Here is a 20,870-nt window from a genome sequence, read left to right on the forward strand (position 1 = left end):
ATCAATCCCTCCGGGAATCGGTGCCCCTGAATGGTTACCGCTCCCTTACCGCCGCCCGGCGGGGCGGGCCGCGCGGCCCCGGGCGCACAAGAATGGGGGCATGGCAGTCGAACGGTGGGCCGCGGCCCTCTCCGGTGTCGTCGCCGCCTGCGCCGGGCTCGGCGCGGGCGAGCTGACGGCGGCGCTCACGGGTCCCTCGGGCGCGCCGCTGGTCGCGGTGGGCGACCACGTCGTGCGCGCCACTCCCGAGCCGGTGAAGGAGTGGGCGATCGGGGTCTTCGGGACCTACGACAAGCTCGCCCTCCAGGTCGGCACGGCGGTGCTCCTCGCGGTGATCGCGGCCGCGGTGGGCGTGGTGGGCTCGCGCAGGCTCCGCTACGCCGGTGTGGCCGTGGCGTTGTTCACCGCCGTCGGCGTCGTCGCGGCGGTGACGCGCGAGGGTTCGGGCGCGGTGGACGCGATCCCCTCGATCGTGGCGGGCCTGGTCGCGCTCGCCGTCGGTTACGGCCTGCTGCGGCGGGCGCCGGTGGCGGGTGAGAAGCCGCCGTGGGATCCGCGCGCCTGGGACCGCCGCCGCTTCATCACCGTCTCCGGGCTCGCGCTGGCCGGGGCGGGTGCCGGGGTGGCGATCGGCCGCAACTTCGGGCAGGGCACCGCGGTGGAGGAGGCGCGGAACAAGGTCGCGCTGCCGGCCCCGGCGTCCCCCGCTCCCCCGCGCCCGGCGGGCGCCGAGCTCGGTGTGGACGGCCTGACGCCCTTCCAGACCTCCGCGCGCGACTTCTACCGCATCGACACCGCCCTCGTGCCCCCGAACCTCCTCCCGGCCGACTACCGGCTGCGGATCCACGGCAGGTGCGCCAACCCGATCGAGCTGAGCTACGACGACCTCCTCAAGCGCCCCATGATCGAGCGCGACATCACCCTCACGTGCGTGTCCAATGAGGTCGGCGGGGAGCTCGTGGGCAACGCGCGGTGGCTGGGCGTCCCGCTCGCCGACCTGCTGGCCGAGGTACGTCCCGACGCCGGTGCCGACCAGCTCGTCGGCCGCTCCGCCGACGGGTGGACCGCCGGGTCCCCCACGGCCCTGTGCGTGGACGGCCGGGACGCGATGCTGGCGGTGGGCATGAACGGCGAGCCGCTGCCGGTGCGGCACGGCTTCCCGGTGCGGATGGTCGTCCCGGGCCTCTACGGGTACGTCTCGGCCACCAAGTGGCTGACCGAGCTGGAGCTGACCTCCTTCGCCGACTTCGACGCCTACTGGATCCCGCGCGGCTGGTCCACGCCCGCGCCGATCAAGACCGAGTCGCGCATCGACACCCCGCGACGCAAGGCGACGGCGGGGAAGGTCGCGGTGGCCGGGGTGGCCTGGGCGCAGCATCGCGGGATCCAGGCCGTGGAGCTGCGCGTGGACGACGGGCCGTGGCTGCCCGCGCGGCTGTCGGAGGTCACCTCCTCCGACACCTGGCGGCAGTGGGTCTGTGAATGGGACGCCACGCCGGGCGAGCATCGCCTGACCGTGCGGGCCACCGACGGCGGCGGAGTCGTGCAGACTGAGCAGCGGGCACCGGTCGCCCCCGACGGCGCGACCGGGCTGCACAGTGTGACCGTGGACGTCAGCTAGGAGCCGCCGTGTCCGTGCCCTTCGCCTCCTCGGCCGACCTGGCCGAGAAGACCGAGACCTTCGCCGAGCTCGCCGAGGGCGTGTACGCGCTGACCGCCGAGGGCGACCCGAACGTGGGCGCGATCGAGGGCGAGGACTTCCTGGTGTGCTTCGAGGCGCGCGCCACGCCGGTGATGGCGGGGCGGTGGCTGGAGCGGCTGCGGGAGCGCACGGGCAAGCCGGTGCGGTACCTCGTCCTGTCGCACTACCACGCGGTCCGGACGCTGGGCGCGGCCGCGTTCGGCGCGCAGGAGATCGTGGCGCACGAGCGGACGCGTTTCCTGATCGGCGAGCGCGGCGCCGAGGACTGGGCCTCGGAGGCGGGGCGGATGCCGCGGCTGTTCACCGGCGCCGAGTCGATCCCGGGCCTGACGCGGCCGACGGTGACGTTCACCGGCGAGCTGACCATCGATCTGGGCGGCGGGCGCGGCGACCTGGTGCTGCGGCATCTCGGGCGCGGGCACACCGCCGGGGACATCGTGGCGTGGCTGCCCGGCCGGGGCGTCCTGTTCGCCGGTGACCTGGTGGAGGCGCGGGCCGCGCTGTACACCGGGGACGCCTTCCACCGCGACTGGGCGGGCGCGACGCTGGACGCGGTGGCCGCCCTGGGCGCCACGACGCTGATCGGCGGGCGCGGGGACGTCGTGGAGGGCCGTGACGAGGTCGCGGCGGCGGTGGCACAGACCCGGGGTTTCCTGACCGTCATGTGCCGGGAGGTGGACGCGGCGGCCGAGCGCGGTGGCGGGCTGCGGGACGCCTTCGAGGCCGCGCACGCGGCCCTGGCGCCCCGGTACGGGTCGTGGCCGATCTTCGAGCACTGCCTCCCGTTCAACGTGTCCCGCTACTGGGACGAGCGCGCGGGTGTGGACTGGCCTCGCGTGTGGACCGCCGAGCGCGACCGCGAGGTGTGGGCGGAGCTGAAGGGCTGAGCGTGGAGCCCGTGGCGATCGCGGGCGGCGGGCCGGTGGGCCTGGCCGCCGCGCTGTTCCTGGCCCGGCGGGGCGTCCCTGCGGTGGTGCTGGAGACGGCGGAGCGGCGGGAGGCGGCCGGTTCGCGCTCGATCTGCGTGCAGCGCGAGGTCCTGGACGCCCTGCACCGGGCCGGCTGCGGTGAGGTCCTGGCCCGCGAGGGCGTGACGTGGACGCACGGCCGCACCTACCACCGGCACCGGGAGCTCTTCCGGATCACGTTCCCGGAGACGGTCACGGGCTTCCCGCCGTTCGTGAACATCCCGCAGTGGCGCGTCGAGGAGGTCCTGGAAGCCGCGGTCCGGAGCGCGGGCGTCGAGATCCGCTACGGCACGCCCGTCACCGGCCTGGCGCAGGACGGCGGCGTCACCGTCCGCACCGGGCGCGGCACGCTGCGGGCCAGCCACCTCATCGGCGCCGACGGTGGCCACAGCGCCGTCCGCGACGCCCTCGGGCTGGACTTCCCCGGCGAGTCCTTCGGCGACCGCTTCCTGATCGCCGACATCCGCGCCGAGCTGCCCTTCGGGCCGCAGCGGCGCTTCCACTTCGACCCCGAGTGGAATCCCGGCCGCCAGGTGCTGCTGCACCCGCAGCCGGACTCGGTGTGGCGGATCGACTGGCAGGTGCCGGGCGATTTCGACCTCGCCGGTGCGCGCGCGAGCGGTGAGGTGGACCGCCGGATCCGCCTCATCACCGGCGGCCTGCCCTACGAGATCGTGTGGCTGTCGTCGTACCGCTTCGCGCAGCGGGCCGCGCCGTCCTTCGCCGAGGGGCGCGTCCTGCTCGCCGGGGACGCCGCGCACGTGATGAGCCCGTTCGGGGCGCGCGGCCTGAACTCGGGCATCGCCGACGCCGAGAACGCCGCGTGGAAGATCGCCCTCGACCGCGCCGGGCTGGCCGGACCGGCGCTGCTGCCGTCCTACCACCACGAGCGGCGCGCGGCGGCGCTGGAGAACCTGCGCGTCACCGGCGCGACCATGCGCTTCCTCGTCCCGCGCACCCCCGAGGAGGCCGCCCACCGCGAGGACGTCCTCACCCGCGCCGCGAGCGGCGACGCCGGGGCCCTCGCCCAGGTGGACAGCGGGCGGCTGTACGCGCCTCACTCCTACGCGCGCTCGCCGCTGACCACCCCGCGCGACGGCCTCGCGGTCGCCCCCGGCGACGTGTGCCCCGACGAGCCGCACGGCTCCGGGCGCCTGCGCGAGCACCTCGGGGACTTCGCGCTCCTGCACACCGGCGACGCGCCCGCGGCACCGGTCCCGGCGCTGCGGGTGAGCGGCGAGGCCCTGGACGCCCGGCCCGGACGCGTGTGGCTGGCGCGTCCCGACGGGCACCTCGCGGCCGTCCTGGACGACCCGGCGCCGGGCGAGATCGCGGCGGCCCTGCGGCGGGCACGAGGCTTCCGGTAGGCCGCTAAAGCGTGATTCGTCCACAGGGGGCAACGTGATCCCGGTCGCATCACTAGCGTCTGCCCCACACGGCGGCCAAGGTTCCGCCGCGTCACCTCGAAGGAGCATCATGACCGCGCTTCGCGCCATCTCCGACCGGTTACTGGACTCTTTGGTCCCGCGCACCGGCGCCCGCGCCTACCGCTGCATCCCCCTCGACCAGGGCACTTGTGGCGCGTGCGCCTACGGCCACGAGAAGTACTGCTGCATCCACTACGACAACTGCCCGAACTACTGCTGGTGGAAGCAGTACCCGAACGGCTGCTGATCGACTCGCCCCGGGCCGGGAGGTTCCGGGGCGACCCGCGGGTAGGCTGCCCGGGCATGAGCCAGCTCGCCTACTGGGACGGCCCCGGCGCCGCCAAGACCTTCACCCACCCGCTGCGGCCCGAGCGCCTCGCCGACATCCCGCGCGACGCGCGCGTCCTCGACTACGGCTGCGGTTACGGCCGCCTCATGGGCGAGCTCGGCCAGCTCGGGTTCACCGACGTGTCGGGTGTCGACCTCTCCCCCGCGCTCATCGACCGCGGCCGGAGCGAGCACCCGGGTCTGCGCTTCGGCGTCATCACCGATCCGCCCGCCGTGGCCGCGCCCGGCGGGTCCTTCGACGTCGTCCTGCTCTTCGCGGTGCTCACCTGCGTCCCCGCCGACGCCGACCAGCGCGCGCTGATCGCCGAGATCGCCCGGCTGCTGGCGCCCGGCGGGCTGCTGTACGTCAGCGACCTGCTGCTCCAGGACGACGAGCGCAACCTCGCTCGCTACGCCGCCGACCAGGACGGCCCGTACGGCGTGTTCACCACCGACGACGGCGCCCGCTGCCGCCATCACTCGATCGAGCACCTGCGCGGGCTCCTCGGCGGCTTCGAGATCCTCGCCGAGGAGGGCGTCGAGGTCGCCACGATGAACGGCCACCGCTCGCGCGGCGCGCAGCTCCTGGCGCGCAAGGCCTAGAGCGGCAGGACGCTCGTCACCGCCGGGAACTCCAGGCGCTCGCCCGTGACGGCCGGGACGCCGTCCTCCAGCGCGAGGACGTCCACCGTCCCGCTGAACTGGTTGGCCACGTACATCAGGTCGCCCGACAGCACGGCGTCGCGGGGCCACTCGCCGCCGCACGGGACGGTGGTGCGCAGGCGGAACGGCCCGGCGTCGACCACGGCGATGGAGTCGTGGCCGCGGTTGGTGACGTAGACGAGCGAGCCGTCGGCCGAGACGCGCACCGCGCCGGGGTAGTTGGTGAGCGCGACGTTCTCCGGGAGCGTGCGCAGGCGCGCCACGGTGCTCAGCTCGCCGCGCGCCTCGTGCCAGGCGAGCTTGGTGAGCGAGTCGTCCAGCTCGCCCACGAGGTAGGCGTACGCGCCGTCCGGGGAGAAGGCCAGGTGCCGGGGGCCGCTGCCCGGGGTGGCGGCGTAGGCGCCGTGCCGGGTCAGCTCGCCGTCGGCGAAGGCGTAGACGACGACCTCGTCGGTGCCCAGATCCACCGCCAGGACCCAGCCGCCGCCGGGTGAGACCACCACCTGGTGGACGTGCGGTCCCTCCTGCCGTTCGGCGTTGGGACCCGAGCCGACGTGCGCGACGGCCTCGTGCAGCGCGCCGAGCCCGCCGTCCTCGTACAGCGGCAGGACGCCGACGGTGCCCCCGTAGTTGGCCACCAGCAGCCAGTGCCCGTGGAAGGCGAGGTGGCAGGGCGAGTCGCCGCCGGAGGACTCCACGGCCAGCACCGTGCCGTCCTCGCGCACGGCGAGGACGCCGCCGGGCGCGCCGTCGCGTTCGAGCGCGGCGTAGATCACGCCGTCGCGCGCCACGGCGTAGGAGGGCCGGTCGGCGGGGATGACGCGGATTCCCTTGTCGGCCAGGCCGAGGCCCTCGCCGTAACCTCCGAGTACGAGCATGGGCAAGATCGTACTGGAGATCCTTTGCTCCTATGTGCTCGGTGAAGCGCGATCCCGCGCGGCGGCGCGCACGGTGAGCCAGTCCAGATCCGCGGGAGTGAGCACGCGCGTGGCCAACAGCCACTCGCAGAGGGTGCGGCGGGCGTCCAGTTCCTTCTCCAGCCCGAGGACACCGGCGTTGACCAGGTCGAGGCGGACCTGCTCGATGCGTTTGACCACGGTGGACTTGGGCAGGCCGAGCATGTCGGCGATCTCCTGGTACGTGCGCGGCCGCGGGTCGTAGTAGGGGTAGGGGCGCAGGTATCCCGAGGTCATGGCGACCAGGACCTCGCGGCGGCGGTCGGTGAGCGCGGGCAGCTGCGTGCGGGTCCGGTTCTCGTCGAGGGGGTCCTCGATGCTCCCGGTGGGGTCGTCGGAGTCCAGGCGCAGGATGAGCGCGTAGGTCCAGGCCTCGCCGACGACGAGGACGGTGAGCGGAGAACCGTCGACCGAGCGGCGGCTGGGGACGCCACCGGCGGAGACCACCGGCAGCGGGACGCCGAACCCGGCCGCGTCGACGATGTGCAGGGGCCGCTTGCGGCTGAGGTTGGTCACCGCCCAGCCGCTCCCGGTGGCCGAGAGGCGCCCGGCGATGCGGCTGACGCCGAGGTCGGCGCTGTCCAGGCACAGGCCGCAGGAGGCGTCCCGGCCGAAGGTGAGGGTGTCGGTGGCCGTCAGGACCGTGGTGTTTCCCTCGTATTCGACGATGAGGTCGGGCAGCGCCTTCACGAGACGCTTCCGGAGAGCACCGCGCACGTACCGGGGGCGGTGGACTCCACCGTCACGCGCATGACCTTGGCGTCGCGCAACCGGACGCTGAGGCTGCCCCAGTCGCCCTGGCCGACGGTGGTGCTGGCCGCCTCCTTGCCGTCGAGTTCGACGGTGAACAGCGCGCCGGTGCCCTTCGGGTTGTCATCGGCGAGGACGAGCTGGAGGTCGACGCTGTTGTAGCCGCCCGGCAGCGCGTAGTCCTGCGCGGTGAACTTCGCGCAGGGCGCGGCCTGGATGGCCTCGTAGCCCTGCCCGTTGATCGTGATCGGCACCCGGGTCGCCCCCGGCGGAGGCTGGAGGATGAACGGAGAGTAGTTGCTGTTGGCGTTCATCGGGCCGGAGTCGTCGCCGTGGGAGTTGGCCCACAGGGCGGCGCCCATCAGGCCGCAGAAGGCCACGACGAGGACGACGGCGAGCACGGCCACCAGCCACTGCCAGGTGTCGAAGCGGCGCTTGGGGGGAGGCGCGGCGATGGGACGCGCGCGCGGCAGCGACCGCGGTGGCGGTGGCACGGTGAGCACCGGCCCGGTGGTGACCGGCTCGCGCCACACGGTGGGGCGGCGGGCGGCCAGGACGCGCGGCGGGCGCGGCGGCGGCAGCGAGCTGCGCGGCGCCGGGGCGGGCAGCGAGGCCCCGCGCGGGATCATCGTCGAGGAGTGCTGCCGCAGCAGGCGGATCCAGTCGCCGACGGCCGGGCGCTCGGCCGGCTCGGGGTCGAAGATCCGGCCGAGGAGGTCGGCGTCGGCGACGCCGCCGGGGTCGACGGCGTCGGCGATCTCCAGGCGCAGCAGCTCGGGATCGGCCGGGGGCGCGCTGCCGGTGAGGACGAAGTAGGCGAGCGCGCCGAAGGCGTAACGGTCGGAGGCCGGGCTGTACTCGCCGCCGAGGACGACCTCGGGCGCGAGGTAGCCCTGGGTTCCGGCGGAGGGCAGCGCGATGGCGGTGGCCATGCGGAAGAGCCCGAAGTCGACCAGGACGGCCTGCCCGTCGGCGTTGATGACGACGTTGCCGGGGCTGACGTCGCCGTGGACGACGGGGCGCCCGGAGGGGGTGGCGCGTCCTTCGTGGAGCCAGTCGAGGACGTCGGCGATCTGCATGAGGTGGCGCAGGGCGGCGCCGCGGTCGTGGCCCTCGGTGACCCACTGGCGCAGGTCCTGGCCGTCGACCCAGTTCATGACCAGGTAGTGGGTGCGGCCCTCGGCGGGGTCGGGGGTCTCGCCCGCCAGGTGCATGCGGGCGCCCTCGAAGTAGGCGTGGACGCCGACGACGCCGGGGTGGCGCATGAGGCGCAGCAGCTCGGCCTGCTCCGACCAGCGGTCGCGCCAGGCTCCGGCGTCCACGGCGTGGCGGTCGCGCAGGACCTTCACCGCGACGCGCTCGGCGGCGCCGTCCACGGTGAGCTCGGCCTCCCACAGCTCGGCCTCGCCGCCTCCGCCGACCTGGCGGCGCAGGCGGTACTTGTCGGGGGCGTCGTCGGGTCCGACGACGTAGGGGCGGGGCTCGGGTGCGGCGCTCATGTCGCGGGCTCCTGGGACGTGTGGCTGCTCGTTCGTCTCCAGCATGCGGTGACGCCGCGTGAGGTGTCCATGGGGAGGGCTCCCCGGGGGGAGCCCTCACATCTAGGCTCCGGCGCGGTCGGCGTTGGCGGTGATCGCGGCGGAGATGTAGGCCGCCAGGCCCGGCGCGACGACGTCGTAGGTCGCGGTGAAACGCGGGTCCCGCACGTACATGGCCGCCAGGCCGCGGTGGACGTCGTACCCGCAGTCGTAGTACCGGCGGGTGATGTGCGCGCGGTGCTCCTCGGCGAGGTCCATCGCGGCCGCGCCGGTGGCGGGCTCGCCGCGCGCCATGGCGTCCTTGAAGGCCAGGGTGATGGCCTCGGCCTCGGCCTTGATCGCCGCCCACTGCGCCTTGTCGTAGGACGCGGTGCGGCGGCGGCTCTCGCTGTAGGCGGGGCTCGCGCCCCACTTGCGCTGGACCTCGTCCTCGTACTTCGCGGGGTCGTGCTCGCCGAAGACCTCGAATCGCTCCTCGGGGGTCAGGGACAGTCCCATCTCGGTCGCCTCCATCATGTGCTCGATCGCCCGCGCCATGGCCGTCAGCCGCGCGATCCGCTCCTCCAGCAGCGACCGCTGGCGCCGCAGGTGGTCGAGCGGGCGCGCGTCCGGGTCGTCCAGGAGGCGGGCGATGTCGTCGAGCCCGAAGCCCAGTTCGCGGTAGGACAGGACCTGGTGCAGCCGCTCCAGGTCGCCGTCGGTGTACCGGCGGTACCCGGAGCGGTCGCGGCCGCGTGGCCGGACCAGTCCGAGGCGGTCGTAATGGTGCAGCGTGCGGACCGTGACACCGGCCAGCGCGGCGGCCCGTCCCACCGTGTAGGGCATGCGTGCTCACCTCCGCGGCCGACGCTATGACCTGACGTTACGTCAGGGTCAAGGCGGTGTGATCCGGCTCGCACGGATTTCACAAATCGCCCCTTTCGATCACATCGGATGGATGTACGTTGACCAGCGACGGCCATGGGAGCGGGGGGTTCGATGGGCTGGCTGAAGAACGTGCTGGTGGAACACGCGGAACTGGCGATCTTCCTCGCGCTGGCCATCGGGTTCTTCGTCGGCAAGCTCAAGTACAAGAGCCTCACGCTGGGCGCGGTCACCGGCAGCCTCCTCGCGGGCGTGCTGATCGGCGCCCTGACCCACACCCAGGTCCCGGACCTGGTGAAGACGGTCGCCTTCATCGGCTTCCTGTTCGCCCTGGGCTACAACGTGGGACCGCAGTTCTTCGCCGGGCTCAGAGGCGACGGGATCAAGCAGGTCATCCTGGCCGTCATCTCCTGCGTCATCGGCCTGATCGTGTCCTATGTGATGGCCAAGCTGCTCCACTACGGACCCGGCTGGGGCTCGGGCCTGCTCGCCGGCGGATTGACGCAATCGGCCGTCATCGGCGTCGCCGATCAGGCGATAGCCCAGTTGCCGGGCATCACCCAGGAGCAGATCACCACCTATCAGAGCCAGATCGCCGTCGGCTACTCCGTCTGCTACCTGTTCGGCACGGCCGCCGCCGCGTACTTCCTGTCCACCGTGGCGCCGCGCATGATGGGCACCAAGGACCTGGCCGCCGCCTCCCACGAGATGGAGAAGCAGCTCGGCACCGCCACCGAGAAGGACGCCGGTCCCGCCTACTACTCCGTCGTCCGCCGCGCCTACAAGCTCACCCGGCCCGAGCTGATCGGGCGCACCATCGGCGACATCGAACGCGAGGCCCTCCAGCAGGGGCACCGGGTCATCCTGCACAAGCTCCGCCGCGACGGCGGCATCCAGCAGCTCGACTCCGGCACCGTCCTGCGCGAGGGCGACATCGTCACCGTCACCACCCGCCGCCCCGACCTGGTCGCCCTCGACATCGACGACACCTGGGGCGAGGAGGTCGACGACCAGGAGCTCCTCGACTACCAGATCGAGCAGCTGCCGCTGGTCATCACCAACAAGAAGCTCGTCGGCGCCACCGTCGGCGACGCCTTCGCCGAGCACGCCCCGCGCGTGTTCGTCAACAAGCTCGTGCGCGGCGGCATCCAGATCCCGTGGAGCGACTCCACCGTCATGCACCGCGGCGACGAGATCACCATCCAGGGCGGCAAGGAGTTCGTCGAGGCCGCGACCAAGGTCATCGGCTACCCCAACCGCAGCAGCGACGAGACCGACTTCTCCTACATCGGGCTCGGCATCGTCGTCGGCGGCCTCATCGGCATCCCCACCCTCGCCATCGCCGGCGCCAGCATCGGCCTCACCACCTCCGGCGGCGCGCTCATCATGGGCCTCGTCTTCGGCTGGCTGCGCGCCAAGTCCCCCACCTTCGGGCGGTTCCCACCGGCGGCGAACTGGCTGATGAGCCAGGGCGGGCTGTGCATGTTCGTGGCCATCGTCGGCATCACCTCCGGACCGCAGTTCATCTCCGGCGTCAAGTCGGAGGGCCTCGGCCTGGTCGGCGCCGGGCTCATCGTCACGCTCACGCCGATGGTGATCTGCCTGTACCTCGGCAAGTACGTCTTCAAGTTCAAGACGCCGATCCTGCTCGGCGTGGTCGCGGGGGCCAACACCACGACGGCGTCCATCGGCGCCATCACCGACCAGGCCAAGAGCCAGGTCCCGGTCCTCGGCTACACCGTGCCGTACGCCATCGGCAACACCCTGCTCACGATCTGGGGAACCATCATCGTCGCGCTGCTGGCGTGACGACTAACGGGGGGACGACCGCACCATGACGACGATCGATCCGGCCGGCACGAAGACCAGCCGCGACGAGGAGCATCAGCTCCTCCAGCTCAGCCCGTTCGAGATCAAGAACCGGCTGATCGAACTGGCCGACGAGAACGCGCAGGCCGGGGCCGGGCAGATGCTCAACGCCGGGCGCGGCAACCCCAACTGGGTCGCCACCGTCCCGCGCGCGGCCTTCGGCCTCCTCCTGCGCTTCGCGCTGGAGGAGTCGAACCGCGCCTGGAGCGAGTGGTCGGTCCTGGGCGGCATGCCCGCCAAGGGCGGCATCGCCGAGCGCTTCACCGCGTTCCTGACCACCAACCGCCACGAGACCGGCGCCGACCTGCTCACCGGGTCCGTCGCCTACGGCGTCGACCGCCTCGGCTTCGACCCCGACACGTGGGTCCACGAGCTCACCGACGCCGTCATCGGCGACAACTACCCCGTCCCCGACCGGATGCTCACCTGCATCGAGCAGGTCGTCCACGAGTACATCGTCAAGGAGATGTGCGCCGGGACGACGCCCGCCGAAGGCCGCTTCGACCTGTTCGCCACCGAGGGCGGCACCGCCGCCATGTGCTACATCTTCGACACCGCGATCATCAACCGCCTGCTCAAGCCCGGCGACACCATCGCGATCATGACGCCCATCTTCACCCCGTACCTGGAGATCCCGCACCTGGAGCGCTACCAGTTCAACGTGCTGGAACTCCAGGCCGACAAGGTCGACCAGGACGGCTTCCACACCTGGCAGTACCCGGACGCCGAGATCGACAAGCTCGCCGACCCCAGCGTCAAGGCGCTCTTCTGCGTCAACCCCAGCAACCCGCCCTCGGTGATGCTCGCGCCGGAGACCCTCAACCGGATCGCCACCATCGTCAAGGAGAAGAACAAGAACCTCACCGTCATCACCGACGACGTGTACGGGACCTTCGTCAACGGGTTCCAGTCGCTCATGGCGGCCGTCCCCCGCAACACCATCGGGGTCTACTCCTTCTCCAAGTACTTCGGCTGCACCGGCTGGCGCCTCGGCGTCATCGCCGTCAACCAGGACAACGTCTTCGACGAGATGCTCGCCGCGCACGACCAGTCCACGAAGGACCTGCTGAACAAGCGCTACTCCACCATCACCCTGGAACCGGAGAAGCTCAGGTTCATCGACCGCCTCGTCGCCGACTCCCGGCAGGTCGCCCTCAACCACACCGCCGGGCTGTCCACACCGCAGCAGACGCAGATGGCGCTCTTCTCGCTCCAGGCCCTGCTCGACGAGGGCGACGAGTACAAGCACATCTGCCAGTCGATCATCGCCCGCCGCATGAACGCCCTCACCAAGGGCATGGGCGTGAACCTCCCCCACGACCCGCACTCGGCGCACTACTACACCGAGCTGGACCTGCTGTCCTGGGCCGAACGCAACTGGGGCGCGGAGTTCGCCGCGTGGATGCAGGAGACCTACGAACCGGTCGACCCGATCTTCCGGCTCGCCGAGAAGGGCTCCATCGTCCTGCTGAACGGCGGCGGCTTCGACGGCCCCGACTGGTCGGTCCGCGTCTCGATGGCGAACCTGCCGATGGACGCCTACGAGAAGATCGGCTCCTGGCTCTGGGAGATCGGGCAGGAGTACAAGGCCGAGTTCGACAAGCGGAACGGCGGCTGACCGACATGGACTGGGCGAAGAACATCATCCAGAGCACGCCCGAGATCGCGCTCTTCATCTGCCTCGCGCTCGGCTTCGCCATCGGCGCGGTGCGGATCTGGAAGATCTCCCTGGGCGGCGTGGCCGGGACCCTGATCGTGGCCATCGTCGTCGGCATGTTCGCCGACGTGAAGCTGAACGACGAGGTGAAGAACATCGCCTTCGCGATGTTCATCTTCACCCTCGGCTACCTGTCGGGCCCCTCGTTCTTCGCCAGTCTCAACCGCAAGAGCCTGCGCTACGGCGTGTTCACGGTGATCGAGGTGGTGATGGTCCTGACCATCACCGCCGCCGCGATCAAGATCATGGGACTCGACATCGGCACCGCCGCCGGTCTCATGGCCGGCGGCGCCACCGAGTCCGCCGTGGTCGGCACCGCCACCGACGCCATCGCCAAACTCAACCTGCCCGCGGCCGAGATCAGCACCCTCCAGGCCAACGTCGGCACGGCCTACTCGATCTCCTACATCTGCGGCCTCATCACCATCGTGCTCATGGCCAGCCAGTTCTTCCCGCTGATCATGCGCGTCGACCTGCGCGCCGAGGCCGAGAAGCTGTGGCGCAAGCTCGGCGGCGGCTCCACCGACGAGGCCGCCTCCCCCGCCCTGCCCGGCCTCGTCGGCCGCGCGCACCAGATCGTCGCCGGTGACGGCCTCACCGTCGCCGACGTGGAGAAGCGCTTCGGCAAGGGCGTCACCGTCGAGCGGATCCGCCGCGGCGGCGACAACATCGCCGCCGAACCCGCCGCCCGCCTCGTCCTGGGCGACATCGTCCTCCTCGTCGGACCCCGCGACGCGCTCCTGTCGGGCGACAAGGTCCTCGGCCCCGAGGTCGCCCCCACGTCCGGCATGACCGACCTCGAACTCGACGCCGCCGACGTGGTCGTCACCGCCAAGGGCTTCTCCCACGCCACCCTCGGCGAGCTCCGCGAGCAGATCCCGCCGCAGCAGCGCCACGGCGTCTTCCTGTCCGGCATCAACCGCATGGACCACGACCTGCCCGTCCAGCCCGGCACCGACATCCACCGCGGCGACACCCTCAAGTTCACCGGCACCAAGGCCGACCTCGCCGCCTTCGTGCCCAAGGTCGGCTTCCGCATCGACCCCGGCGTCAAGTTCGACTTCGTCTTCATCTCCATCGGCGTCGTCCTCGGCTTCATGATCGGCAAGATCGTCGTCCCCCTCGGCGACATCCCCCTCGGCCTCGGCACCGGCGGCGGCTGCCTCCTCTCCGGCCTCGCCTTCGGCTGGTTCCGCGCCCGCGACCCCAAAGTCGGCCAGTACCACCCCGCCGCCGCCGAGGTCATCAAAACCCTCGGCCTGGCCACCTTCATCTGCGCCGTCGGCCTCTCCTCCGGCCCCGAAGCCGTCCGCCTCGTCAAGCAGTTCGGCATCGGCCTCCCCATCGCCGGCGTCCTCATGACCCTCATCCCCGCCACGATCTCCCTGATCGTCGGCTGGAAGATCATGAAACTGCCCTCCCCCCTCGTCCTCGGCTCCATCTGCGGCCAGCAGTGCTCCACCCCCGGCATCACCGCCGTCCAGCAGCAGGCCGGCAACACCACCCCCCTCATGGCGTACACGATCGTCTACGCCCTCTCCAACGTCGCGCTCCCGCTACTCGGCCCGGTCGTGGTCGCCATGGCCAACGCACTGACATAGCCGGACGGCCTTAACCCACCGTCCCCACGAAACACCCCTCCCCACAACCCGCCCGACCACGATCGTGTACTGTTCCCACTCGTGCGAGTCACCCGGAACAACCGGGGCCGACAACCGGAATACCGGTTGGAGAGGCCCGGGAGACGCAGGGTAGAGTGAGCGCAGAGCAAGTCGAAGTGGCGGAATGGCAGACGCGCTAGCTTGAGGTGCTAGTGCCCTTTATCGGGCGTGGGGGTTCAAGTCCCCCCTTCGACACCAATACGAAAAGCCCCGGGCCGAATGGCCCGGGGTTTTTCATTGCCCGCACGAGAAGCCTCGCCGGACCCATTCGCGTCTCCCGCGTTCCCGCCCGGCAGCCCGTGCCACGGCGAAGGTGAGCTCCCGCGAAAGGAGCCCCCCCCATCAACGAAGCCCGTCGCGGGCGGGTCATGCTCATCCTCGTCTGCCCGGCCGCGCGCGTTGCCTCGAACGCGGGCGGCTCGTCGGGTGGTGACGTCAGGGCGCGCGGTGGGCGGCCCACATGTCGGCGACGCGGTCGTTCTGGCCGGGTTCCTTAGAGCGCGAACACCCCCCGCAGCGTGTGCCCCCGGGTCCCGCCCAGGGCGACCGTCACACGGCCGGGCGCGTCGACGGTGAAGCCCGTGCCGTCCAGCTGGCGGGTGACCGCGAGGGGGAGGTCGAGGGTCACCGACGCGGCCGTGCGGCTCGGGTCGGACACGGCCAGTTCCAGGCGGTCGCGGCAGGTGCGGGCGACCACGGCGCAGGGGCCGGACGCGGTGAGGCCCGGCACGGACGACGCGCGCCAGAACGCCGCCATGAGCAGGCCGTCGGCGGCGACGGCCTGGGCGTCGGCGGTGTTGGCGAGGACGGTGACCGGCGGGCGGCGGGCCCAGTGGCGGGTCTGGCCGAGGGAGGCCCCGGGGAGCAGGGCGTAGGCATAGGTGCCGCCGGACGTGTGGGTCAGCCACATCGTCTGGTAGCGGCGGGTGAGCGGGGTGGTACTTCCGCCGGTGTCGGCGCCGGTGTTGATGTCGCGCCAGGCGCCGGTGCGGTCCTCGCGCAGGGCGTGCAGGTCGGCGGGTTCGAGCAGGACGTAGCCGGCCGTGCCGTCGAGGTTGGCCCAGGACGCGGCGGTGTGGACGGTCGCCGCGCCGGGGTCGCGGGGCTGGTGCTCGCCGTCGATGACGAGGCGGGGCGTGGCGGTGTGCAGGTTGCGGTTCTCGATGACGGTCTCGGCGGGCGCGGTGATGCCCGCGCCCAGGCAGATCACCGCCTCGGGCAGGCAGAACCAGGACTTGCGGGCGCGCAGGGCCGAGCTGAAGGCGGCGAGGTCGAGTCCGGCGACGCCGACGGTGTCGAGGGACGCGCCGCCCGACCAGGTGGTGGCGGGTCGGTGGAGGCTGCCGGAGAAGGGCGCGCGGGGTGCGGGGTCGACGGTGGTGCCGGGCAGGCGCTGGGAGTCGACGGTGGGCCAGAAGGCGTCGGAGAACTGGTCCTGGTCGCCGTCGTAGAGGTAGGTGACGCCGTCGCCGGTGAACCAGCCGCGGGGGTTCTCGCCGTTGCCGCTCTCGTAGGTGGCGATGCGGCGGGAGGAGAGGCCGAGGGCGAGGGTCCAGGCGGGGCGGCGGTGGACGACCCGGTCCATGTCGGCGAAGACGTGGAAGCCGTTCGGGAGGCGCGCGGGCCGTGCGCTGGAGCGGACGGCGGCGAGCGCGCGGGGCAGGGCGGCCAGCGGGGCGGCGTCCAGGTAGGGGCGGGAGGTGCGCGCGCGGATCCAGCCCTTGGCGAGGGCGCGGAAGCGCGCGGCGTACTCCGGGGGCGCGCTCTCGGCGAGGAGGAGGGCGCCGCCGACGGTGTCGTTGCCCCAGGCGTGGTTGCCGGCGGTCTCGCGGGAGATGGCGCGCCCGGCGACGGTGTCGAGCATCAGGCCGTCGTGCATGAAGGGCGCGAAGGTGCGTTCGACGGCGTCGAAGACGACGGTGCGGGCGGGGTCGGTGATCTCCCAGGGGGATCCGGCGAGCAGGCGCATGATGAACGCGAGCCCGGCGAGCAGGACGTTGCCGTAGGTGCCGGTGTAGGCGATGTAGGTGTGCTGGACGAAGGAGCCGTCCTCGTAGAAGCCGTCGCCGGTGGTCTCGTAGCCGAGGAGGGTGTTGCGTCCGGCGTCACGGACGTCGGAGACGGCGTCACGCGCGGAGGCGAGTTTGGCGGGGGTGCCGCCGACGATGCCGCGGAGGGCGACGATGACGGCCTTGTCGGCGCGGTTGGCGCCGGTCTCGGCGAGGGTGGGGGCGTTGGTGCGGCGGTCGGCGTCGGGGCAGAAGCGGTCGACCACGCGCAGGGACGCCGCCAGCCGCTCGGGCCCGAGGTGCTCGTGGACGAGGACGCAGACGTCCATCAGCGCGCGGGGGTTGCCGATCTCCCAGAACCACCAGTTGCCGGTTTCCGGCTTGGTCTCGTTGTAGCCGCGCTGGTAGAGCAGGTCGAGTCCGGCCAGGACCTCGGCGAGCAGCGCGGGGTCGCCGGTGTGGGCGGTGCCGGGGGTGGCCCAGGCGAGGGCGAGGGTGCGCAGGCGGCGGTAGCTGAGGGACACGTTGGCGATGGTGGTGGTCAGGTCGCCGAGGTCGGGCCACAGGCGGTCGCGGGCGGGGTCGCGGATGAGGGTGGCGGCGATGGCGGACGCCTGCCCGGCGAGGGACGCCAGGGGCGCGGCGAAGGCGGGGTCGGCCGGGTCGAAGTCGCCGCCGGTCAGCAGCGCGGCGGCGCGGGCGCGGAGGCCGGGGACGTCGTCGGCGGACGCGGGGAGCGCGGCGAAGGGGACGGAGGCTCCGCCGAGGGCGGCGGCGGTGAGGAGGGTGCGGCGGCGCATGGGACTCCATTGACGAACGGCGCCCCATTGCCGCGAAACGACAATGGCAAGCGCTTTCCAAGGCGGTCCCCGCCGAGTGTGGCCCACCGGCCCCGGGCGGTCAAGGAGTCATGGCCAGGAAGATGAACGCGGCCAGAATGGACAGATGGATCCCGGCGTGCAGCAGCGTCGCGCGTCCCGGGACGATGGTGATGATGCCGGTGACCACGGTCAGCGCCAGCAGGATCATGTGCGTCGGCTCCAGCCCGAGCACCAGCGGGCCGGTCATCCAGATCGAGGCGATCGCGATCGCGGGGATCGTCAGGCCGATCGATGCCATCGCCGAGCCGTAGGCGAGGTTCAGGCTGGTCTGGGTGCGGTCGCGGCGGGCGGCGCGCACGGCGGCGAGGGTCTCCGGCAGCAGCACCATCAGGGCGATGACCACGCCGACGACCGCGTGCGGCAGACCGGCGTCGGACACCGCGCGCTCGATCGTCGGGGAGACCGCCTTGGCGTCGCCGACCACGGCGACCAGTGCCACCAGCAGCAGGACGAGGCTGATCACCACCTCCTTCATCGGCGGCGGCGAGGCGTGCTCCTCGGTGTCGACGACCTCGCCCGCGGTGGTGATGGGCAGGAAGTAGTCGCGGTGCCGCACGGTCTGGACGCCGACGAACAGCCCGTACAGGGCCAGCGAGGCGCACGCGGCGAAGGCCAGCTGCGCGGCCGAAAACTGCGGTCCCGGGGCCGAGGTGGTGAAGGTCGGCAGGACCAGCGACAGCGTCGCCAGGGTGGCCACGGTCGCCAGGGCCGCGCCGGTGCCCTCCGGGTTGAAGATCGCCACCCGGCGGCGCAGGGCGGCGGCGAGCAGGCACAGGCCCACGATGCCGTTGCAGGTGATCATCACGGCGGCGAAGACGGTGTCGCGGGCCAGCGCGGCCGACTTCGACTCGTCGCCGCCGGCCATCACCGACACGATGAGCGCGACCTCGATGATGGTGACCGCCACCGCCAGCACCAGCGACCCGAAAGGCTCGCCGACGCGGTGGGCGATGACCTCGGCGTGGTGCACCGAGGCCAGGACCGCCCCGCCGAGCAGCAGCGCGACGACCAGGACGCCCCACTTGGGCAGGTCGGTGCCGAGGAAGACCAGGAAGGCCACCAGGGCCAGAACGGGCAGAATGGTCGTCCAGCGCAGGAACACGCTCTTTTCCGCCGTCTCAGCCATGCGACAAGGCTGCCAGATGTGACGCTCCGTGCTGGTGATCTTCGCGAAAAGGGATTTGAATCACCTTCAGTCCCTAGGCTTCACGCAGACACCACCGGTGAGCGGAGGCCCCATGGGCGAGACGACCCACCCGCCGTTCTGGCGCTACGCGGTCATCACCGCGATCGTGCTGCTCACCGGCGGCGTCGCCTACCTGGCCGTCCAGGCCATCGGCGTGCTGATCCTGATCTTCCTCAGCTTCCTGCTCGCCGCCGGGCTGGAACCGCTGGTCTCGCTGTTCACCCGGCACGGCATGCGGCGCGGGCTGGCCGTGACGATCGTGTGCGTGTCGCTCACCGTGATCGTCCTCGGCCTCGCCGCCGTCGGGCTCGCCCCGGCGGTCCGGCAGTTCGCGCAGCTCCTGGAGTCGCTGCCGGACACGCTGACCAAACTGGGCGACCAGGTCTCCGACGAGAACAACGCGATCGGTCAGTTCGTGCGCCGCGAGGACGTACAAGAGGGCCTCAAGAAGGCGCTCACCGCGCTGCCGGACGCCCTGTCGAGCTCCTTCGGGTTCCTCATCGGCCTGCTCGGCAAGATCGGCGCGGGCGTGTTCTCGGTGATGACGATCGCCGCGCTCACGGTGTACTTCATGATGGCCCTCCCCCGCATCGTGGACGGCGTCGCGCGGCTGCTCGGCAACCCCGAGTGGGCCGGTGTCATGCGCGAGGCCCTCGGCAAGATCGGCGGCTACGTGTCCGGGCAGATCGTCATCTGCGCGGCCGCCGGGGGCTGCGCCTACGTCTTCTTCCTCGTCGCGCGCGTGCCCTACCCGGCGCTGCTGGCCCTCGGCGTCGCCGCGCTGGACCTCGTCCCGCAGGTCGGCGCCACGCTCGGGGCGATCCTCGGCGTCGGCATGGCCCTCACGGTGAGCCTGACGACGGCGATCGCGACGGTGGCGTTCTTCTGCGCCTACCAGCTCTTCGAGAACTACCTGCTCGCCCCGCGCGTCTTCGCCACCGCGACCTCGCTGACGCCCCTGTCGGCCTTCGCCGCCGCGCTCGTCGGCGGGGCGGCCGCCGGGCTCGTCGGCGCGGTGGCCGCGCTGCCGGTCACCGCGGCCCTGCAGGTGGTCGTGCGTTACGTGTTCGCTTCCAGATTCGCGCCGAAAGACGCCTCCTGAGAGGCCAGAATGCACTCATGCGACTTCCGGTCACGCACCCGGTCGCGCCGATGCTGGCCAAGGCCGCGGCGCGCATCCCCGTCGGCGACTACGGCTACGAGCCGAAGTGGGACGGCTTCCGCTCCATCGTGTTCCGCGACGGCGACGAGGTCGAGATCGGCAGCCGCAACGAGAAGCCGATGACCCGCTACTTCCCCGAACTGGTGGAGTCGGTGCGGGCGCTGCTGCCCGAGCGGTGCGCCGTCGACGGCGAGATCGTCGTCCTGGCCGCCGACGGCGAACGGCTCGACTTCGAGGCGCTCCAGCAGCGCATCCATCCCGCCGAGAGCCGCGTGCGGCTCCTGTCGGTGGAGACCCCCGCGCACTTCGTGGCCTTCGACCTGCTCGCCCTCGGCGACGAGGACCTGACCGGGCGGCCCTTCGCCGAACGGCGCGCGCGGCTGGAGGAGGCCCTCGGCGCGGCCCCCTCCCCCGTCCACGTCACGCCGATGAGCACCGACCCGAAGACCGCCGAGGAGTGGTTCTCCGTCTTCGAGGGCGCCGGCCTGGACGGCGTGGTCGCCAAACCGCTCGACGGCACCTACCAGCCCGGCAAGCGCACCATGATCAAGATCAAGCACGAGCGGACCGCCGACTGCGTCCTGGCCGGCTACCGGCCGCACAAGGCGGGCCCGGAGTACCTGGGGTCCCTGCTGCTCGGCCTGTACAACGAGGCCGGTGAGCTGGTCAACGTCGGGGCGTGCAGCGCGTTCCCGATGGCGCGGCGCGCCGAACTGGTCACCGAGCTCCAGCCGCTGGTGACCACCGTGGAGGGACACCCGTGGGCGCCCGAGCGGCAGGAGTCCGGGACGCGCACGCCCCGCAACGCCGAGGGCAGCCGCTGGAGCGGCGGCAAGAACTACGACTTCGTGCCCCTCGAACCGCAACTGGTCGTCGAGGTCGGCTACGACCACATGGAGGGCGTGCGCTTCCGGCACGTCGCCCAGTTCAAGCGCTGGCGGCCCGACCGCGAGCCGCGCTCGTGCACGTTCGAGCAGCTGGAGCGGCCGGTCAACTTCGACCTGGCCGAGATCCTGGGTTTACCGCGGTAGATCCCGGGTTCACTGCCGTGACAGGGGAGGCGGCCCCCTCGTTCCCGGCCGAACAGGCCGCCTCCGCCCCGCCTTCCGCTTCCCCGGGCCGCGAAAGGCGAGCCCGCCGCGCCGTCCCGATGCGCCGCGAGCGCGGACGGCGGAGCGGAGATCGCGCGG

The 20,870-nt window shown here is 72.1% G+C and carries 16 protein-coding genes and 1 tRNA gene; 11 read left to right on the forward strand and 6 right to left on the reverse strand.

What is annotated here, in order from left to right:
* Nucleotides 1-100: 100 nt before the first annotated feature.
* The 5 genes from QSK10_RS19365 to QSK10_RS19385 all read left to right on the forward strand — a co-directional run bounded on the left by QSK10_RS19365 (nucleotide 101) and on the right by QSK10_RS19385 (nucleotide 5,027).
* Entirely contained in the window at nucleotides 101-1,621 is a 1,521-nt protein-coding gene (locus tag QSK10_RS19365; RefSeq protein WP_285664261.1) for a molybdopterin-dependent oxidoreductase, read from the forward strand.
* An 8-nt stretch (nucleotides 1,622-1,629) separates the two neighbouring features.
* Nucleotides 1,630-2,589: an MBL fold metallo-hydrolase gene (locus QSK10_RS19370; protein WP_285664262.1), complete on the forward strand. Its 960-nt coding sequence runs from the start codon at nucleotides 1,630-1,632 to the stop codon at nucleotides 2,587-2,589.
* A gap of 2 nt (nucleotides 2,590-2,591) precedes the next feature.
* Nucleotides 2,592-4,037 carry an FAD-dependent monooxygenase gene (locus QSK10_RS19375; RefSeq protein WP_285664263.1) on the forward strand — a complete coding sequence of 482 codons (1,446 nt, stop codon included), beginning with the start codon at nucleotides 2,592-2,594 and terminating at the stop codon, nucleotides 4,035-4,037.
* Nucleotides 4,038-4,146: 109 nt separating this feature from the next.
* Entirely contained in the window at nucleotides 4,147-4,344 is a 198-nt protein-coding gene (locus QSK10_RS19380; RefSeq protein WP_285664264.1) for a hypothetical protein, read from the forward strand.
* 56 nt (nucleotides 4,345-4,400) lie between these two features.
* A complete protein-coding gene (locus QSK10_RS19385; protein WP_285664265.1) occupies nucleotides 4,401-5,027 on the forward strand; it encodes a class I SAM-dependent methyltransferase in 627 nt (208 codons plus the stop codon).
* Here QSK10_RS19385 and QSK10_RS19390 read toward each other — a convergent pair.
* The 4 genes from QSK10_RS19390 to QSK10_RS19405 form a co-directional block, all read right to left on the reverse strand.
* Entirely contained in the window at nucleotides 5,024-5,965 is a 942-nt protein-coding gene (locus tag QSK10_RS19390; protein ID WP_285664266.1) for a lactonase family protein, read from the reverse strand. The two genes, QSK10_RS19385 and QSK10_RS19390, sit on opposite strands and share 4 nt — an antisense overlap.
* Nucleotides 5,966-5,995: 30 nt before the next feature.
* Entirely contained in the window at nucleotides 5,996-6,733 is a 738-nt protein-coding gene (locus QSK10_RS19395) for a hypothetical protein (protein ID WP_285664267.1), read from the reverse strand.
* The gene (locus QSK10_RS19400) at nucleotides 6,730-8,292 is read right to left on the reverse strand and encodes a serine/threonine protein kinase (RefSeq protein ID WP_285664268.1); all 1,563 of its coding nucleotides are present in this window, start codon (nucleotides 8,290-8,292) and stop codon (nucleotides 6,730-6,732) included. Before QSK10_RS19400 ends, QSK10_RS19395 begins: the two co-directional genes overlap by 4 nt.
* 102 nt (nucleotides 8,293-8,394) lie before the next feature.
* The gene (locus QSK10_RS19405) at nucleotides 8,395-9,156 is read right to left on the reverse strand and encodes a MerR family transcriptional regulator (protein ID WP_285664269.1); all 762 of its coding nucleotides are present in this window, start codon (nucleotides 9,154-9,156) and stop codon (nucleotides 8,395-8,397) included.
* A 153-nt stretch (nucleotides 9,157-9,309) separates the two neighbouring features.
* Here QSK10_RS19405 and aspT (QSK10_RS19410) point away from each other — a divergent pair, with 153 nt between their 5' ends.
* The 4 genes from aspT (QSK10_RS19410) to QSK10_RS19425 all read left to right on the forward strand — a co-directional run bounded on the left by aspT (QSK10_RS19410) (nucleotide 9,310) and on the right by QSK10_RS19425 (nucleotide 14,640).
* Entirely contained in the window at nucleotides 9,310-11,004 is a 1,695-nt protein-coding gene (gene aspT, locus QSK10_RS19410) for an aspartate-alanine antiporter (protein WP_285664270.1), read from the forward strand.
* A gap of 25 nt (nucleotides 11,005-11,029) precedes the next feature.
* Entirely contained in the window at nucleotides 11,030-12,682 is a 1,653-nt protein-coding gene (locus QSK10_RS19415) for a bifunctional aspartate transaminase/aspartate 4-decarboxylase (protein WP_285664271.1), read from the forward strand.
* A gap of 5 nt (nucleotides 12,683-12,687) precedes the next feature.
* Nucleotides 12,688-14,382 (forward strand): aspartate-alanine antiporter, encoded by a 1,695-nt coding sequence (gene aspT, locus QSK10_RS19420; protein WP_285664272.1) that lies wholly within the window; start codon nucleotides 12,688-12,690, stop codon nucleotides 14,380-14,382.
* A 170-nt stretch (nucleotides 14,383-14,552) separates the two neighbouring features.
* Nucleotides 14,553-14,640, forward strand: a tRNA-Leu gene (locus QSK10_RS19425).
* A 295-nt stretch (nucleotides 14,641-14,935) separates the two neighbouring features.
* Here the strand turns inward: QSK10_RS19425 and QSK10_RS19430 are convergent.
* Both QSK10_RS19430 and QSK10_RS19435 read right to left on the reverse strand, forming a co-directional pair.
* Nucleotides 14,936-17,251: a polysaccharide lyase 8 family protein gene (locus QSK10_RS19430; protein ID WP_285664273.1), complete on the reverse strand. Its 2,316-nt coding sequence runs from the start codon at nucleotides 17,249-17,251 to the stop codon at nucleotides 14,936-14,938.
* A gap of 100 nt (nucleotides 17,252-17,351) precedes the next feature.
* Complete coding sequence (locus tag QSK10_RS19435) at nucleotides 17,352-18,458, reverse strand: calcium:cation antiporter (RefSeq protein WP_285664274.1); 1,107 nt, start codon at nucleotides 18,456-18,458, stop codon at nucleotides 17,352-17,354.
* Between the two features lie 112 nt (nucleotides 18,459-18,570).
* Here QSK10_RS19435 and QSK10_RS19440 point away from each other — a divergent pair, with 112 nt between their 5' ends.
* Together QSK10_RS19440 and QSK10_RS19445 are read left to right on the forward strand one after the other, a co-directional pair.
* On the forward strand, nucleotides 18,571-19,620 hold the full coding sequence (locus QSK10_RS19440) for an AI-2E family transporter (protein ID WP_285664275.1): 1,050 nt from the start codon (nucleotides 18,571-18,573) through the stop codon (nucleotides 19,618-19,620).
* 17 nt (nucleotides 19,621-19,637) lie between these two features.
* A complete protein-coding gene (locus QSK10_RS19445; RefSeq protein WP_285664276.1) occupies nucleotides 19,638-20,711 on the forward strand; it encodes an ATP-dependent DNA ligase in 1,074 nt (357 codons plus the stop codon).
* The last annotated feature ends 159 nt before the right edge of the window (nucleotides 20,712-20,870 follow it).

The sequence above is a fragment of the Actinorhabdospora filicis genome (genome assembly GCF_030269765.1).
Lineage (GTDB): Bacteria > Actinomycetota > Actinomycetes > Mycobacteriales > Micromonosporaceae > Actinorhabdospora > Actinorhabdospora filicis.

What these genes read in the sequence shown, in the direction of transcription:
- QSK10_RS19380 (WP_285664264.1), top strand. Translation starts at nt 4,147, where the DNA reads ATGACCGCGCTTCGCGCCATCTCCGACCGGTTACTGGACTCTTTGGTC.
- QSK10_RS19390 (WP_285664266.1), bottom strand. Translation starts at nt 5,965, where the DNA reads ATGCTCGTACTCGGAGGTTACGGCGAGGGCCTCGGCCTGGCCGACAAG.
- QSK10_RS19365 (WP_285664261.1), top strand. Translation starts at nt 101, where the DNA reads ATGGCAGTCGAACGGTGGGCCGCGGCCCTCTCCGGTGTCGTCGCCGCC.
- QSK10_RS19400 (WP_285664268.1), bottom strand. Translation starts at nt 8,292, where the DNA reads ATGAGCGCCGCACCCGAGCCCCGCCCCTACGTCGTCGGACCCGACGAC.
- QSK10_RS19405 (WP_285664269.1), bottom strand. Translation starts at nt 9,156, where the DNA reads ATGCCCTACACGGTGGGACGGGCCGCCGCGCTGGCCGGTGTCACGGTC.
- QSK10_RS19445 (WP_285664276.1), top strand. Translation starts at nt 19,638, where the DNA reads ATGCGACTTCCGGTCACGCACCCGGTCGCGCCGATGCTGGCCAAGGCC.
- QSK10_RS19385 (WP_285664265.1), top strand. Translation starts at nt 4,401, where the DNA reads ATGAGCCAGCTCGCCTACTGGGACGGCCCCGGCGCCGCCAAGACCTTC.
- aspT (WP_285664270.1), top strand. Translation starts at nt 9,310, where the DNA reads ATGGGCTGGCTGAAGAACGTGCTGGTGGAACACGCGGAACTGGCGATC.
- QSK10_RS19440 (WP_285664275.1), top strand. Translation starts at nt 18,571, where the DNA reads ATGGGCGAGACGACCCACCCGCCGTTCTGGCGCTACGCGGTCATCACC.
- QSK10_RS19435 (WP_285664274.1), bottom strand. Translation starts at nt 18,458, where the DNA reads ATGGCTGAGACGGCGGAAAAGAGCGTGTTCCTGCGCTGGACGACCATT.
- aspT (WP_285664272.1), top strand. Translation starts at nt 12,688, where the DNA reads ATGGACTGGGCGAAGAACATCATCCAGAGCACGCCCGAGATCGCGCTC.
- QSK10_RS19430 (WP_285664273.1), bottom strand. Translation starts at nt 17,251, where the DNA reads ATGCGCCGCCGCACCCTCCTCACCGCCGCCGCCCTCGGCGGAGCCTCC.
- QSK10_RS19415 (WP_285664271.1), top strand. Translation starts at nt 11,030, where the DNA reads ATGACGACGATCGATCCGGCCGGCACGAAGACCAGCCGCGACGAGGAG.